Origin of the sequence: Mastigocladopsis repens PCC 10914, assembly GCF_000315565.1 — a bacterium.
GTDB classification, from domain to species: domain Bacteria; phylum Cyanobacteriota; class Cyanobacteriia; order Cyanobacteriales; family Nostocaceae; genus Mastigocladopsis; species Mastigocladopsis repens.
In genome coordinates this window covers 1,885,962-1,900,876 of record NZ_JH992901.1, presented here as the reverse complement: position 1 = coordinate 1,900,876, position 14,915 = coordinate 1,885,962, and the positions used below count along the sequence as shown (strand labels likewise).

The 14,915-nt window shown below is 42.9% G+C and carries 13 protein-coding genes and 1 pseudogene; 6 read left to right on the top strand and 8 right to left on the bottom strand.

Translation table 11 applies throughout. The annotated features are described in order from the left end of the window. Positions 1-167: 167 nt before the first annotated feature. The 3 genes from MAS10914_RS0110540 to MAS10914_RS0110530 all read right to left on the bottom strand — a co-directional run bounded on the left by MAS10914_RS0110540 (position 168) and on the right by MAS10914_RS0110530 (position 3,458). Positions 168-704: a transposase gene (locus tag MAS10914_RS0110540; RefSeq protein ID WP_232224257.1), complete on the bottom strand. Its 537-nt coding sequence runs from the start codon at positions 702-704 to the stop codon at positions 168-170. Positions 705-709: 5 nt separating this feature from the next. After that, complete coding sequence (locus tag MAS10914_RS0110535; protein ID WP_017314682.1) at positions 710-1,006, bottom strand: transposase; 297 nt, start codon at positions 1,004-1,006, stop codon at positions 710-712. 64 nt (positions 1,007-1,070) lie between these two features. Continuing rightward, complete coding sequence (locus tag MAS10914_RS0110530; RefSeq protein WP_017315898.1) at positions 1,071-3,458, bottom strand: serine/threonine-protein kinase; 2,388 nt, start codon at positions 3,456-3,458, stop codon at positions 1,071-1,073. An 861-nt stretch (positions 3,459-4,319) separates the two neighbouring features. Between MAS10914_RS0110530 and MAS10914_RS34065 the strand changes: the two genes are divergently transcribed. The 3 genes from MAS10914_RS34065 (at position 4,320) to MAS10914_RS0110520 (ending at position 7,040) form a co-directional block, all read left to right on the top strand. After that, positions 4,320-4,592 (top strand): hypothetical protein, encoded by a 273-nt coding sequence (locus tag MAS10914_RS34065; protein ID WP_156818127.1) that lies wholly within the window; start codon positions 4,320-4,322, stop codon positions 4,590-4,592. A 232-nt stretch (positions 4,593-4,824) separates the two neighbouring features. Continuing rightward, on the top strand, positions 4,825-5,349 hold the full coding sequence (locus MAS10914_RS0110525; RefSeq protein WP_017315897.1) for a LabA-like NYN domain-containing protein: 525 nt from the start codon (positions 4,825-4,827) through the stop codon (positions 5,347-5,349). Positions 5,350-5,438: 89 nt separating this feature from the next. After that, positions 5,439-7,040, top strand: a complete 1,602-nt coding sequence (locus tag MAS10914_RS0110520) for a 2-isopropylmalate synthase (RefSeq protein ID WP_017315896.1) — start codon at positions 5,439-5,441, stop codon at positions 7,038-7,040. Between the two features lie 162 nt (positions 7,041-7,202). Here the strand turns inward: MAS10914_RS0110520 and MAS10914_RS0110515 are convergent, their stop codons facing one another. The 4 genes and pseudogenes from MAS10914_RS0110515 to MAS10914_RS31540 form a co-directional block, all read right to left on the bottom strand. Then, a complete protein-coding gene (locus tag MAS10914_RS0110515) occupies positions 7,203-8,060 on the bottom strand; it encodes an oxidoreductase (protein WP_017315895.1) in 858 nt (285 codons plus the stop codon). 211 nt (positions 8,061-8,271) lie between these two features. Beyond that, entirely contained in the window at positions 8,272-8,562 is a 291-nt protein-coding gene (locus MAS10914_RS0110510) for a hypothetical protein (protein ID WP_026082467.1), read from the bottom strand. 124 nt (positions 8,563-8,686) lie between these two features. Then, positions 8,687-9,352 (bottom strand): SDR family oxidoreductase, encoded by a 666-nt coding sequence (locus tag MAS10914_RS31545; RefSeq protein ID WP_017315893.1) that lies wholly within the window; start codon positions 9,350-9,352, stop codon positions 8,687-8,689. A gap of 262 nt (positions 9,353-9,614) precedes the next feature. Further along, positions 9,615-10,198 (bottom strand): annotated as a pseudogene (locus MAS10914_RS31540) (aminotransferase class I/II-fold pyridoxal phosphate-dependent enzyme); the annotation flags it as partial. Here MAS10914_RS31540 and MAS10914_RS0110495 point away from each other — a divergent pair. Then, positions 10,157-10,774 (top strand): pyridoxamine 5'-phosphate oxidase family protein, encoded by a 618-nt coding sequence (locus MAS10914_RS0110495; protein ID WP_017315891.1) that lies wholly within the window; start codon positions 10,157-10,159, stop codon positions 10,772-10,774. The pseudogene MAS10914_RS31540 and the gene MAS10914_RS0110495 sit on opposite strands and share 42 nt — an antisense overlap. 159 nt (positions 10,775-10,933) lie before the next feature. Beyond that, positions 10,934-12,382: a RecQ family ATP-dependent DNA helicase gene (locus MAS10914_RS0110490; protein WP_017315890.1), complete on the top strand. Its 1,449-nt coding sequence runs from the start codon at positions 10,934-10,936 to the stop codon at positions 12,380-12,382. A gap of 76 nt (positions 12,383-12,458) precedes the next feature. Here MAS10914_RS0110490 and pheS read toward each other — a convergent pair whose 3' ends face one another. Continuing rightward, complete coding sequence (gene pheS / locus MAS10914_RS0110485; RefSeq protein ID WP_017315889.1) at positions 12,459-13,451, bottom strand: phenylalanine--tRNA ligase subunit alpha; 993 nt, start codon at positions 13,449-13,451, stop codon at positions 12,459-12,461. 459 nt (positions 13,452-13,910) lie between these two features. On the opposite strand from pheS, the gene surE reads away from it, so the two are divergent. Continuing rightward, positions 13,911-14,708: a 5'/3'-nucleotidase SurE gene (gene surE, locus MAS10914_RS0110480; RefSeq protein ID WP_017315888.1), complete on the top strand. Its 798-nt coding sequence runs from the start codon at positions 13,911-13,913 to the stop codon at positions 14,706-14,708. Positions 14,709-14,915: the final 207 nt, after the last annotated feature.

Sequence of the window (14,915 nt, the reverse complement as noted above, 5' to 3'; positions counted from 1 at the left end):
TTGGTCACTTTTATTTAGAAACAAAAAAACGCGGGGAATTAAGTATTCTCCGCATTTTTTATTTTCAACGACCTCGCCCTACTTGGTTGAGGGAGGGAAATCCTTGCGGTCTTTTATTAAATTTTTATAATGAGATGGCAGTATAGAACCCATTTGAGATCTTTTTGCTAGCTAGCAGCTAATCGTTTGAGCATCAATCGGATAAAACAAAGTTTGAGCTTGGCATTGGCACGAGCGAGTGTGCGGTCAAAGTTTTTGACTAAACTTTTACATCGCTCTACCCAAGCATTGGATCTCTCTATCACCCATCTAGCAGCCACCGGAACAAATCCGGATTGTCCTTTGGCTTGCTTTTCAGCTTTTGATGGCTTGGCAGAGAGTTCAAATTGGATTTTGGTCATGATCTGGGGATAAATTTGCTCTAAGGCCGGGATAATTTTTTCAGGATGATAGCCATGATCTACCAAGATAGTTGTTTTGGGCAATTCCAGTGGTTTAGATTGGAAATAATCGATATTTTGTGAGAGCATTTCAATCAACCCCTGGTCATCAGATACGTTGGCGGTGGTGCAGTGAGTGAAGAAAGGGAAACCCAATATATCCACTGCTAGATGTCTTTTAATCCCGTTGGTTGCTTTGTAAAAACAAAACCCTTTCGACTCAACACTGGCATTACAAGTATTTTTGACCGCTTGTGAATCAATCAGGATCAGGGTTGTCCAGTGTGGTTTTTTTTTACTTGTTCACGCACTCCCTGATGTAAATTAGCCATAATTGAGTCCAGGATGCCATCTTCACACCACTGCTTGTAATGCCAGAACACAGTAGAATAGGGCGGCAAATCTCTGGGTAAGTCTGCCCAGTTGCAACCATTCTTAAGTTGATAAAATATCCCGTTCAATATTTGCCTCTTTGTCCACACAGGAGGTCTTGTTTTCTTCTTGGTCGGCAATAACGGCTCGATAATTTCCCATTCCAAGTCTGTCACGTCGCTTGAATATCCCATTTTTCGCCCTGACCTGATTCTATTCCACTGTTTGTGCCGATTTTACTTCTTCACCTCAAAGATCTCAAATGGGTTCTATAGATGTGGAAGAAGTTGAGTGTGCAGTGTTTTCAGATATTCCTGTCCAAGGTGTGGTGGGAATGTCCGACTCTTCTAAAGAAATCTGGAGTGATGAGTCATCCTCCAGCAAAGTTTGTGTATTGTCAGAACCAGCTAACTCTTGCAGCGCCTCAAGAGCAGCAGATGCAGATTGGTAACGTTCTTGGAAGTCTTCCCGCACCATTTTACTAAGAATCTTTGATAAAGAGTGGCTCACGTCTGCCTTGTCAATCCATTTCAACTCTCCATTAGCATCTCTTTCTATTTCGTGGGGTGCCATGCCTGTCAAAGCTTTTATGCCAATCATACCGACCGCATAGATATCACTACTATATTGTGGACGTCCGTAGCACTGTTCGCTTGGTGCATAACCCCTAGTCCCAATCCCAATAGTGAAGGCAGTTTGCTCTAAATTGTCAAGCACCTGTGTAGTGACTTCTTTAACAGCTCCAAAGTCAATCAGTACCAGCTTGCTGTCTGAACTTCGTCGTATGATATTGCTGGGTTTGATGTCTCGATGAATGACGCTATTATTATGGACAAATACTAATGTTTGCAATAAGTCACGTAAAATCTCAATGACTGCTGTTTCAGTGAGCTGTTTATCTGGAGGCATTTCCAGGCTTAGAGCATGACCAACTATATATTCTTGAACTAAATAAAATTCTTCTTCCTCTTCAAAAGAAGCTAAAAGCTGTGGTATCTGTTTGTGAATTCCGAGTTTTTGGAGCGTTTGAGCTTCTGAACTAAATAAACGTCTGGCAACCGCTAACTGGTCTGGTTTCGTGTTGGCTGGTTTTAGTTGCTTGACAACACACAAAGGATTGCCTGGAAGTTTGGTATCTTCAGCAATATAAGTTTCGCTGAATCCACCTGCACCGAGAACTTTAACAATTTTATAGCGCCCATCCAAAATTTTTCCTGATATTGCCATCTCCCGTTGCTGTAGCAAGTCTTTCAGGTCATCCTGCTGGCTGAGAATTTCTTGGACAACACGGTGAGAGGAATATTTTTGAAAAATATCCAGCAACTGGCTTTTTCTGATAATCTCCCTAGCCACTTCTGTTCCCAGATAACAGAGTCCGATAGTGGCGATCGCCACCACAGGTATAGCAGTAGGTAAGATGAGCAAACCGGAGACAAAGGTGAGATAGCTGATTCCTCCCCAAGTCATAGCAAGGGCGATACTAAAGAACAACCTAGTCATACCTCTTTTTTTTGAGGCAACTATCAGCGCACATCCACTCACTAAGCAAAGCACAAATAAACCGCGCCCTTGTGGACTTGGAATTGCTTGCGCGATTGCTTTATCTTGCATTAAAGTTGCGATCGCGTTGGCGTGAATTTCCACCCCTGACATTCGCTCTGAATGCAACCAGCTGCTCATAGAGGCTACTGGATGATAATCATCTCCCTGATCTGACTTAGCTGTTGCACCAATCAGCACAATTTTGTCTTTGAAAAACTTTCCCTGCTCCAAATAGTTGTTCCAGTTTTCTGGGTCGAGAACGTACCAAAAGGGAATTTGCTCAAATGTCCCTGCTGCTCCGTAAAAATGTATGCGATCGCCTTTTGGTGGTGGATAATTCACTTGGGCTGCTCTCAAAGCTGCTTCATCAAAAGAAAGCATCTTCACCGTTAAAGCATCTTCTTCACCTATAACCTTGGAAAACTCACCAGCCAGGTTGTGAATCCTGCCATCCACCTCTAGGGGAAAATTGACAGAACCAATTGCTACAGATCCAGTACGAAACATCTGCTGAGGCTGGGTCAATTGTAGAAAAACGCCTTGATGTGTCTCAAAATCTTCATAGAGCGCAGCTAGGGTCACTTGGCTGCCATAGCGTTGCAATGAATGGCGCAACTTTTGATCATCTTCAACTCCATAACTACTTGGTGTATCAAAAACTATATCCAAAGCCACAGAACGTGCCCCTGCCTTGATCAGCTTCTCAATAACCTGGGCATATGCAGCACGTTTAAAGGGAAAAGCTTGCAGTGGTTCCAAATAGGCATACTCTTTTGGATCTGTTTTATAGTACTGCTCGCCAACTGATATCGACTGTTCGTCTATTGCCAAAATCACGATGTCTTTTGGAGGAGCTACTGGTCCGCGTAGTAGATAAAATGTGCTTTGGGCTTGATTTTCCATAAATTTAGCCAAGTTCACACTAGAAGTAGCCAACAGTGCTGCACTCACTACTGAAACACCAGCGAGGAGATGACCCAAGCGAGCCAATAGTTTTGACCGACGTGCCGATCCCGTCAAAGTTACTTTTGTAGAGTTCTTTGACAGTCGATTGGCAGCAGAGACGTTTTTTTTGGTTAATGTAGATGTAGATTCTTCTGCCATATCGTATTGCTGATTAATTTATGTACAACGTCTTTATTTCTTCACACACTCTTTAAGTGCTACACACTTGAAATTAGACTTAAATGAAAATCCTATACATTTGTAAACTAGTCTGTATTCCTCCCCAATTGTTTGTAAGTGAAGCTGTCCCCGTACGCGGTAGTTGTTGCGGTAAATGCACCGAAGGCGGCTCCTCTTAGGTGGGAGTTCACAATAGTTTAGATTTGCTCATTGTTTCCCGTAAACGGGATGAACAATTTCCTACAGATAAAAAATCTTGCAAGTATCATTTGGAGAGCGTCTAATTGTAGAATCTCTTATTGTCATCAAACCCGTAGACAGCACGGACGCTTTCCAAGGGCGGAGTTTCCCGCAGCACGGAAGCGTCCTCCAGAGGGTTGCTTCCCAAAGGGGAGATTAGGCTAGGACATAGGAGGTACGCAACAACAGACACTGCCTAACCTCTTGCCTGACTTACTTAACTCATAATAGTTATTATTTCACGGACAAAGAGGTTGCGGCTAGTAGATTCTACCACCATAAGTGCGCTGTTATTTTACCTAACAGGTACGCTTTTTTTCAAAAGCTGATCGCTCTCTGGGGCTGGCTACTTTGCACAATAGCTCGCAACACGGTTCGGTTAACCAAAAGCCTCAACTTTTGGAATGCTGAAAAGTCAATTGTTTGGCTTAACTATTGAGAATAATGTCAATTGTCAAATATACGAATCGTATTGCAATATCTCCCAAAATAGCGTAAATCCTCAGAGGACGTCTTCCCGTAGACACCCGTAGGGCGGCTTCTTGTAGAGTAGGGTAGAGTAGGGTAGAGTAGGGTAGAGTAGGCTCGCCGAAGCCGGCTTTGAAGAATTCTTGTGGAACTCTAGGAAAGGCTCTTTGTACAACATTTACGAATGCTCTGTTGCATCATACTGTTGATAACAAAATCTATAAATGTGCGATCGCCCTTGGCGGGGCTTTGCCCATCGCGAAGCGGGCGCTCTGCGCCATCGCCGAAGGCGGATGCTCCGTACCATCGCTTGACCCTAGCCTTGACCTATTCCATACCTCTTTAGGAGTAAACTTGACTGGTACGGAGTTAAGAATAGTGTTACTTAGTCAATTTTATTGGTAGATTTTGATCACGGGGGCATTAGACCGAGCTAAAAGAGAAAAAAGTTAGTACTACTAGAGGGAGGAGAGAACTACTACTCTAATGTTTCAGTTAATTTTCTAATATGCCAGAGGTTAGAGAAAAGCTATATATGACAATATAATTTATAGATGTTAGCAAAAATATTATTTTATAATTGCTATAATCTATTGTTCAATCTAAATTCTTTTATATTATTAGGTGTAACTTTACTATGGGTTCTACGATGAATCGTCTGTCTATTTTTGTAGACGGAAACAATATGTTCTATGCTCAACAAAAAAATGGCTGGTTCTTTGATCCGCGAAGAGTCTTAGAATATTTTAGACACGAACAATCAGACACAATCTTAATCAATGCTTTCTGGTACACTGGCTTAAAAGACCCACAGGATCAGAGAGGATTTAGAGATGCTCTAATTAGTCTAGGATATACAGTCAGAACTAAAATATTAAAAGAATATTATGATGATTCATCTGGTCGTTACTCGCAAAAAGCTAATTTAGATATAGAAATTGTTGTAGATATGTTTAATACAGTAGATCAGTACGACCGCGTCGTTTTATTTAGTGGAGATGGAGATTTTGAAAGAGCAATAGAACTGTTACGGTCAAAAAGTACCAATATTACAGTAGTATCAACAGAAGGAATGATAGCCAGAGAACTACGTAATGTTACTGATAGATATATAGATTTGAATGATATTCGAGATCAAATAGAAAAAGTAGATTCTCAGTAATCTTAGCAATTATTTACATAATTAGTAGCAAAAAAACTAAGGTAGAAGGTATTTTAAGTCACAAGTTAAAACTCAACAACAAGCCGCAAATGAATACCAAATCACAGAGAGTAATTATCTTTGACACTACACTTCGAGACGGGGAGCAGAGTCCGGGAGCGACACTGAATATAGACGAAAAACTCACTATCGCCAAGCAACTAGCGCGTCTGGGTGTAGATGTTATTGAGGCAGGTTTTGCTTTTGCTAGCCCTGGAGATTTTGCAGCCGTTACTAAGATTGCCCAAATTGTGGGCATAGAAGATGGTCCAGTTATTTGCTCTTTGGCAAGAGCGCGACAAGAAGATATTAAAGCAGCAGCCCAAGCAATTAAGCCAGCCGCAAAAAGTAGAATTCATACCTTTATTGCGACAAGCGATATTCACCTCAAGTACAAGCTGAAAAAGACAAAATCAGAGGTTTTGGCAATTGCTGAAGAAATGGTAGCTTACGCCAAAACATTCACTGATGATGTAGAATTTTCTCCTGAAGATGCAGGACGCTCTGATCCAGAATTTCTCTATCAAGTTTTAGAACGAGTTATTGCCGCAGGCGCAACAACAGTTAATATTCCTGATACTGTGGGTTACACCACACCAAGTGAATTTGGGAAGCTTATCAAAGGCATTAAAGAGAACGTTAGTAACATTGATAAAGCAATTATTTCTGTTCACGGACATGATGATTTAGGTTTAGCAGTTGCTAACTTCTTAGAGGCTGTGAAAAATGGAGCAAGGCAGTTAGAATGTACGATCAATGGTATTGGTGAACGTGCAGGAAATGCAGCTTTAGAAGAGTTGGTCATGGCTTTGCATGTCCGGCGGCAATATTTTAACCCCTTCTTAGGACGGCCAGTTGATTCGGAAGAACCTTTAACAAATATTGACACCAGACAAATTTACAAAACATCCCGCCTAGTTTCCAACTTGACAGGAATGCTAGTGCAGCCCAATAAAGCAATTGTCGGCACGAATGCTTTTGCTCACGAGTCTGGAATTCATCAAGATGGTGTGCTGAAAAATAAGCTCACCTATGAAATTATGGATGCCCAATTAATTGGATTGACAGAAAATCAAATTGTCTTGGGCAAACATTCAGGAAGAAATGCTTTCCGTAGTCGCTTAAAAGAATTGGGATATGAACTGACAGAAACTGAATTAAATAAAGCATTTGTTAGATTCAAAGAAATAGCTGATAAAAAGAAAGAAATTTCTGATTGGGATTTGGAAGCAATTGTTAATGATGAAATTCAACAAGCTCCCGATTTGTTCCGTTTAGAATTAGTACAAGTTTCCTGCGGTAGTAACGCCCGTCCCACTGCAACGGTCACACTCCGTACTCCAGAAGGAGAAGAATTAATCGATGCAGCGATTGGTACAGGACCAGTGGATGCGGTTTACAAAGCCATCAACCGTGTCGTTAACGTATCAAACCAGTTGATTGAGTTTTCCGTGCAATCGGTCACAGCAGGTATTGATGCAATTGGGGAAGTCACCATCCGTCTCAAGTACGAAGATAGAGTCTTTTCCGGTCATGCGGCAAACACAGATATCATCGTGGCATCAGCTCAAGCTTACGTAAATGCACTGAATAGGTTGTATGCAGCTTTGCAAAATCAACAACAGCAACAGCAAGTACATGTAAATAATTAATAATTCGTAATGACTTATTAGACTTCTTGCAAAAGTCTGTATTTAATATTTAGAATCACCGATGGACACAGATAATTTATCTGTATTGATCTGTGGTTTCATTTTCATAGCAATTGACTTTTACAAGAGGTTTATTCCTTACGAATTACTAATTATTATTAATTATCTTGCTCCGGCTGTCTCAAAATCAGTACTTGCTGCTAATTGCTCCCAAGCATCTAACTCAGCAGTTAAGGACTCAATCTTCTTGCGAAACTTACTATAAGCATACTTTCCAAGCACCAAACGTAGTGGTGGATTGTCGGAATTCACAACTTGAATTAGGGCTTGTGCAGCTTTGTCTGGATCTCCTGGTTGGCTTCCATTAATCTTGTCAAGAAACTGGAGGAACTTGCCGACGGTTTCTTGGTATTCATCCATACTGTGTTCGGCTCGGTCTAGGGAACGCCCGATAAAATCAGTACGGAAAGGACCAGGCTCAACAATTGTCACTTTGATACCGAGAGGTGCAACTTCACCATACAATGCTTCGGAAACCCCTTCTAGAGCGAACTTAGCCCCACCGTAGATAGAAAAGCCGAGTTCGTTAGAAAATCCTGCAATTGCAGACATATTGACAATATGTCCTGATTTCTGTTGGCGCATAACTGGCAGGACAGTCCGTATCATGTTGATTGCACCGAAAAGGTTAGTCTCAAAATTACGCCGGATCTGCTCATCGCTGACTTCCTCCAGTGCGCCAATCAAACCATATCCAGCATTGTTGACAAGGACATCAATGCGTCCAAAAGCTTGTATGGCGGTATCCACGGCTGCTTGGACTTCCGTTTGGTTGGTAACATTCAGGCGGACAGCTTTGGCAGTTTCTGGGTATTGGTTGACAAGCTCGTTCAATTGTTCAGGCTTGCGGGCTGTGGCGACGAGGGAATCACCATGCTTGAGGACGGCTTCTGCTAAAGCGCGTCCAAACCCGGTGGAACTCCCTGTAATCAACCAGACTTTTGGGTTGCTATTAGACATTGTAAACCTCTTCCTCTTTGTTCTGTGCGTTTTTTGTAGTTCATTAAATTTATTTCTTGCAAAAATCCCATTTCCCATTTAAGGATAATTGGAACCGCAGATGCACGCAGATAAACGCAGATAAATTATCTGTGTCCATCTGTGTCCATCTGTGGTTTTTTTTCAAAAAAATTGACTTTTGCAAGAGATATATTTAACAATAAATCTGGTATCAATCAGCAAACAATTCCTTAAGCCCTGTAAAAGGAACGAGGGGAAGGACTTCGCACTGCAACACTCCAGCTTGCACCATTGGCAACTGTGCGATCGCCTCATTCACCGCTTCCACACTTGTAGCTTCAAACAGAAGCACTGCACCGCTGTGATCAGCAATGTAGTGTACCGTGCGAACTAGATCCGCTGCAACGTACTCCCAAACTTTAGCGGCTTCAGGTTTTATAAGAGGTAAAATCTTCTCTCTTGCAGTACCTGCAACGATTCGTGCAATGACCAAAACTTGCATAAAATCCTCCTTCACTTCATAAAAAAAGGTGGGTTCTGCCCACCTGTGTAATAAATTACCAAGGAATTGGCTTGCGAGAATTAAAGAAACCACCCGTTGGGCCATCTTCTGGCAATGTGGCAAGTCACACAGGAGTGTCAGCACCTTCCTCTACTGTTCCTGGTGCATCTGCACTACCCATGTCTGTTTGCACCCAACCGGGACAAGCAGAATTAACTTTAATTGGCGTATTAGCCAGTTCTTTGGCAAACTGGGCTGTGATTTCATTTAGCGCCGCTTTAGACGCTTGATATGACAGCCCTTTAAACTCGAAATAGTGTGAGTTTGGATCAAGCGTGTCGGTTAGGGAACCAAGCGTACTCGACATATTCACAATGCGACCTGCATTGCTCTTGCGAATTAGGGGTAGCATTGCCTTTAGTACTGCAAAAGCACCGAATAAATTTGTCTCGAATGTCTGTTTTAAAACATTTAACTCAAGGTCGCTCGGATTCACACCCCAGTCAAGTATGATACCTGCATTATTGACTAAAATATCGAGCTTACCGAAACGCTCCTCAATCTTTTTGCCTGCTGTTTCAATGGTAGAAGTATCTGTCACATCAAGTTTGATGGATTGCACATCCAGCCCTTCAGCCTGTAATTTCTCTGCCGCTTCAGCGCCTTTAGATTCATCACGAGCACCTATCAGCACGGTAATTTCTTGTTTTGCTAGTTGGCGGCTGATTTCAAAACCAAGTCCTTTGTTTGCACCTGTGACTAAAGCAATTTTTTTGTCATTACTTTGCATAGTTCTGTCCTAATTTTCCTGTTCAGATATTTATGCGTTATTTAGAAATTGATGAAGAATTTGTCATAACAATCCTCCATGTTTGGGAAGCGTGAGTATTTTACGTAATCTCAGCTACTGGAGTCTTGCATATTCTTGCGAAATCTATTCCATTCTTGTTCGCATCTCATTGCAGATGATTTTTACAACCTTCATATTTGTGAATTTAAACGAGTCGTATCGTCTGAATATTAACTAGCTCCCATCTGCTACTACTTTCTACTCATCTGTTGAGGATTTGAGATATCCTACAAATGCTCTCAACTAGGTGCTGCTCTGTCAGTTCACCGTAACCAAAGATAAACTCACCTTGAGAATGCGGTCTGAGATAATGAGGTGCAGCAGACATCATCCCGACACCAACCAAAGCAGCACGCTGCATAATCTCTTCATCACTAAAAGGGGTGTGTAATCTCACCATCACATGGATTCCTGCCTTTTCCCCTAAAATTGTTGCTTTCTCTCCAAAATGAACGTTTAACGCCTTTACAAGAGCCTGACGACGCCTATCGTAGAGCGATCGCATTTTTCTAATATGACGTTCTAAATGCCCTTCCTCGATAAAGTCTGCAAGCACCTGTTGTTCTAGAATTGGTAAGTGGCGATGGCGCAGAGCGCCCACCTTCGGTGATCGCTCAACCACTTCGCACGAGCAAAAGCAGAAACCAAATTTTTTGGCAGTACCAAATAGCCAATCCGTAGCGAAGGAAACAGAACTTTTGAAAATGTACCGATATAAAGTACAGAATCGCTGCGATCCAATCCTTGCAAAGCCGGAATTGGTCTGTCACCATAACGGTATTCGCTGAGATTTTAGATGAAGGGTTGATCTGTCATGTGGGATTTATTGTAGATAATCAGCCGTTTGTGATTCCAACTGCTTACGGTCGCGTGGAAGACAGACTATATATTCACGGTTCGCCAGCAAGTCGGATGTTGCGTTCTCTGCTTACTGGTATTGAAGTTTGCTTGACAGTCACTTTGCTAGATGGTTTAGTACTGGCACGGTCAGCTTTTCACCACTCTATGAATTATCGTTCTGTGGTGATATTTGGTACAGCTACCCTAGTGCAAGACGCTGGAGAAAAGCTAGAAGCACTGCGAGCTTTTACTGAGCATATTGTACCAGAAAGATGGGCAGAGGTGCGATCGCCTAATCGTCAGGAATTACAAGCAACTTTGGTGCTTTCCCTACCAATAACTGAAGCATCTGCCAAAGTGCGGACAGGTCCACCACTGGATGATGAGGAAGACTATAGTTTGCCTGTGTGGGCAGGTGTTCTACCTTTGCAAGTGGTTGCTGGTGAAGCAGTTGCTGACCCGCGTTTAAACACAGGGATTTCTTTACCAGATTATGTATGCAAGTACACCCGTGTCTGTTGAAATAAACAAACCGCATAGACACGAAGTGGCGTGCTGAAGGCTAGGACGCAAAGAACGCAAAGAAAAGAAAAAAGCTGGACGATAATACTGATAAAATCACTGAGCCAGTAGCGCAAAAGCAGAGGATATATTCAGTATCACCCCTATCTGTTATGGCTCATGAATCACTCTGCAACAACATCTTGGAATGAAGTCCGCGCTGCATTTCAAAAAATTTGGGGTTATGAAGATTTCCGTCCACCCCAGGGGGAAATCGTCCAGAGTTTGTTGGCAAAAAAAGATACGCTGATTATTATGCCTACAGGTGGGGGAAAGTCGATTTGCTTTCAACTTCCAGCACTGTTACAAACTGGATTAACGCTCGTTATTTCGCCTTTGGTGGCGCTGATGGAAAACCAAGTGCAAGAACTCCGGGAACGTCATTTACCCGCTGCACTTTTGCATAGTGAGTTGCCGTCTCACGAACGGCGTAAAACTTTGCAAGCGTTGGAACGACAACAGCTAAGATTACTTTACCTGTCTCCAGAAACTCTCCTCAGCAAACCCGTGTGGGAGAGGTTGTGTCAGCCGCAGCTTGTAATTAATGGCTTGATACTCGATGAGGCGCATTGTTTGGTACAGTGGGGAGAGACTTTTAGACCAGCTTATCGAAGATTAGGGACGGTGCGACCAGCGCTACTCAAATCAAAACCACCGGGAACAAATATAGCGCTAGCCGCTTTTACCGCCACCGCTGACCCCCTAGCCCAAAAAAAAATTCGAGAAGTTCTTCAGCTACGGCAACCAGAAGTTTTTTGCATCAATCCTTACCGATCTAATATTAATCCTTTTGTGCGTATAGCTTGGACACCAACAGGCAGAAAGCAACAATTATTAAAATTTCTTAAAGATAAGCCAAAACAAACTGGGTTAGTTTACGTTCGGACAAGACGAGACAGCGAAGATTTGGCTGCATGGCTGCAAGAAATGGGTTACGCCACAGATGCATACCATGCGGGGTTGGGTGCAGAGGAACGCCGCGCTATAGAAGCACAATGGCTGAGTGGAAAAATGCAGTTTGTCGTTTGTACTTGTGCTTTTGGGATGGGGATAAATAAGCCAGATGTGCGGTGGGTGGTTCATTTTCACCCATCGTTGTTAATTTCAGAGTACGTGCAAGAAATTGGACGCGCTGGACGAGATGGGAAACCAGCCGAGGCGCTGATGTTAATCAGTGAACCTACCGGGTGGTTAGATCCACAGGATAAGCAAAGACAAAAGTTTTTTGAGGAGAAGTTGCAGCAGCAACAACTATCTGCACAGCAAGTTCTGAAAAAATTGCCCAAAACAGGGGAAGTGAACTCTGTAGTGCGAGAATTTCCTGATGGTGCGATCGCCCTTTCTCTACTACACAGCAGCGGACAACTCCAGTGGCTTGACCCTTTCCATTACACTATCGTATCGGGTGCGAAAACTGAGCAAGTTACACAATTGCACGCTACGAAGCAGATGAATCAGTATCTTACGACGAAGCAGTGTCGTTGGGGTTTTTTATTGAGTGCGTTTGGTTTTGAGGAAGAAGTCAAAAACTGGCGTTGTGGTCACTGCGATAATTGTTCTCAAAAATAGCTTTTTATTTTTTTTACCGCAGATGAACGCAGATGCACGCAGATCATCATCTGCGTTCATCTGCGGTTCCAATTTCTTAAAACTGCCGCAGAAAGCGTAGGTCACTAGCATATAGGCGGCGAATATCATCAATTTGGTGTAAAACCATTGCGAAGCGTTCTACACCAAAGCCGGCGGCAAACCCTGTGTAAACTTCTGGATCGTAACCTACGGCTTTGAGGACATTTGGATCGACCATTCCGCAACCCATCACTTCCAGCCAGCGCCCATTCCACTGTAAATCAACTTCAGCGGAAGGTTCTGTAAACGGGAAATAACTCGCGCGGAAGCGAATGGGCAAGTCGCCAAACATTGCTTGTAAAAACACTTTAATGGTGCCTTTAAGGTCAGTAAACGTCAGTCCCTCGTCAATTGCTAAAAGTTCTATTTGGTGGAAAACCGCTGAGTGAGTGGCATCTACGTTATCTCTCCGGTAAACTCGCCCTGGCGCAATGACGCGGATGGGTGGTTCCTCGGTTTCCATGTAACGAATTTGTACCGAAGAGGTATGAGTTCGCAACAGATTCCCGTCTGGTAGGTAGAAAGTATCCTGCATATCACGGGCAGGGTGGTCGGGCGGGGTGTTCAGAGCCTCGAAGTTATAGTAATCTGTTTCCATCTCTGGACCTTGAGCTACGGTGTAGCCCAAACCGACAAAGATATCTAGCGCTTTATCGATGATGTTATTGAGGGGATGGACGCGACCTTGAGGACGGTAAATTCCTGGCATTGTCACATCCAAAGCTTCAGTCTCTAGCTGTGCCTGAATTTTCGCGCCTTCCAAGGCTGCGCGTTGCTGGTCTAGGCTGTTTTGCAGGGCTTCTTTGACTGTATTGGCGATCGCCCCAATTTTCGGTCGTTCCTCTGCACTTAGTTGCCCCATACTCCGCAACAGCGCCCCCAGCTGCCCCTTTTTACCGAGGTAGCCGACTCTAAGTTCCTCCAGCCGTTCTAGCGTATCAGCGGCGGCGATCGCTTTTTCTCCTTGCTCTCGCAGTTCTAAAAGTTGAGCCTCTAAACTGTTAGTCATTAGTTATTAGTTATTAGTCATTAGTCATTAGTCATTAGTCACGGGCCCAAACTTTTGGACTACTGGACAAATAACATCTAGTAATATGCCATTGATTTGTCAAGGACAATAGTATAACCCGAACTTCTTTCTACCAGTTTAGCCGCTTCGCAAGGAAGGCAGAAGGAGGATAATTGTTTACCAACAAAGAACTCAGGAGTCAGAACTCAGTCGTCAGAATATTAAACGCGCTCTTCGAGCATGAATTAAGAGTTCTGGTTTTGAGTTTTGGCTCTATTGCCCCCGAATTGATCCGTGGAGACCAAGAAAGTCTTTCCTTATTAAATCAAGAGGATTCTATCCGTGGGGATATTCTGATGACTGTGTTCTGTGTTCTGCGTTCTTCTTAACTGTGACCTCTCCTCTTGACTGTTGGCTCTTAACTCTTAACTATTAACTATTGACTACTAACTAATGTTTATGAAAATACTGATTAGCAACGATGATGGTATTTCTGCTCTAGGTATTCGCACCTTAGCAAACACTTTAGCTCAAGCAGGTTATGATGTCACTGTGGTTTGCCCAGATCGGGAGCGTTCGGCAACTGGGCATGGATTAACGATGCATCAACCAATTCGCGCCGAAATGGTCGAGTCGATTTTTGATCCCGCTGTCAAAGCTTGGGCTTGTGATGGGACTCCCTCAGACTGTGTTAAGTTGGCGCTGTGGGCTTTGTTAGATTCTCCACCAGATTTAGTTCTGTCTGGCATTAATCAAGGTGCTAATTTAGGAACTGAAATTCTCTACTCTGGTACTGTCTCTGCAGCAATGGAAGGTTTAATTGAAGGCATTCCCAGTGTAGCGCTGAGTCTGACCAGTCATATAAATAAGGATTTTCAACCTGCTGCCAACTTTGCCAAAATCTTGGTGGGACAACTGGCGAAAAACCCTCTACCAGACTTGATGTTACTTAATATAAATATCCCTGCTGTTAAATGGGAAGAAATTGCAGGAGTTGCTATCACCCGTCAGGGAGTACGGCGTTACGTAGATGTCTTTGATCAGCGAGTCGATCCCCGTGGTAAAACTTACTACTGGTTAACGGGAGAAGTTCTAGAAGATGTGGAACCTCCAGTTGGTTTAAACCTACCTCAAAATATACCTATAGATGTGCATATTATCCGTAAAAACTACATCAGTATAACGCCACTGCAATACAATCTTACTTATGCAAATGGATTGAATCAATTATCTCAATGGAACTTTGAGTTTCCGTAAAGTGTTTTTTGTATGAAGGCAACTGTATCACGCTCAATCAATGCATTGTAGGAAAATATAAGTTATAAAGTAGAAGCGTCACTGAAGAAAAACTATACGCAAACCTTCGGAAAATATGAGACTGACCTCTTGAAATTTTTCATTTATGAAAACAAAAGCAACCTTAAACGAGGTATGCTGTTTTACCAAGAAATCCCTCCTCCACCA

What these genes read in the sequence shown, in the direction of transcription:
- MAS10914_RS0110535 (WP_017314682.1), bottom strand. Translation starts at nt 1,006, where the DNA reads ATGGGATATTCAAGCGACGTGACAGACTTGGAATGGGAAATTATCGAG.
- MAS10914_RS0110530 (WP_017315898.1), bottom strand. Translation starts at nt 3,458, where the DNA reads ATGGCAGAAGAATCTACATCTACATTAACCAAAAAAAACGTCTCTGCT.
- MAS10914_RS0110525 (WP_017315897.1), top strand. Translation starts at nt 4,825, where the DNA reads ATGGGTTCTACGATGAATCGTCTGTCTATTTTTGTAGACGGAAACAAT.
- MAS10914_RS0110520 (WP_017315896.1), top strand. Translation starts at nt 5,439, where the DNA reads ATGAATACCAAATCACAGAGAGTAATTATCTTTGACACTACACTTCGA.
- MAS10914_RS0110515 (WP_017315895.1), bottom strand. Translation starts at nt 8,060, where the DNA reads ATGTCTAATAGCAACCCAAAAGTCTGGTTGATTACAGGGAGTTCCACC.
- MAS10914_RS0110510 (WP_026082467.1), bottom strand. Translation starts at nt 8,562, where the DNA reads ATGCAAGTTTTGGTCATTGCACGAATCGTTGCAGGTACTGCAAGAGAG.
- MAS10914_RS31545 (WP_017315893.1), bottom strand. Translation starts at nt 9,352, where the DNA reads ATGCAAAGTAATGACAAAAAAATTGCTTTAGTCACAGGTGCAAACAAA.
- MAS10914_RS0110490 (WP_017315890.1), top strand. Translation starts at nt 10,934, where the DNA reads ATGAATCACTCTGCAACAACATCTTGGAATGAAGTCCGCGCTGCATTT.
- pheS (WP_017315889.1), bottom strand. Translation starts at nt 13,451, where the DNA reads ATGACTAACAGTTTAGAGGCTCAACTTTTAGAACTGCGAGAGCAAGGA.
- surE (WP_017315888.1), top strand. Translation starts at nt 13,911, where the DNA reads ATGAAAATACTGATTAGCAACGATGATGGTATTTCTGCTCTAGGTATT.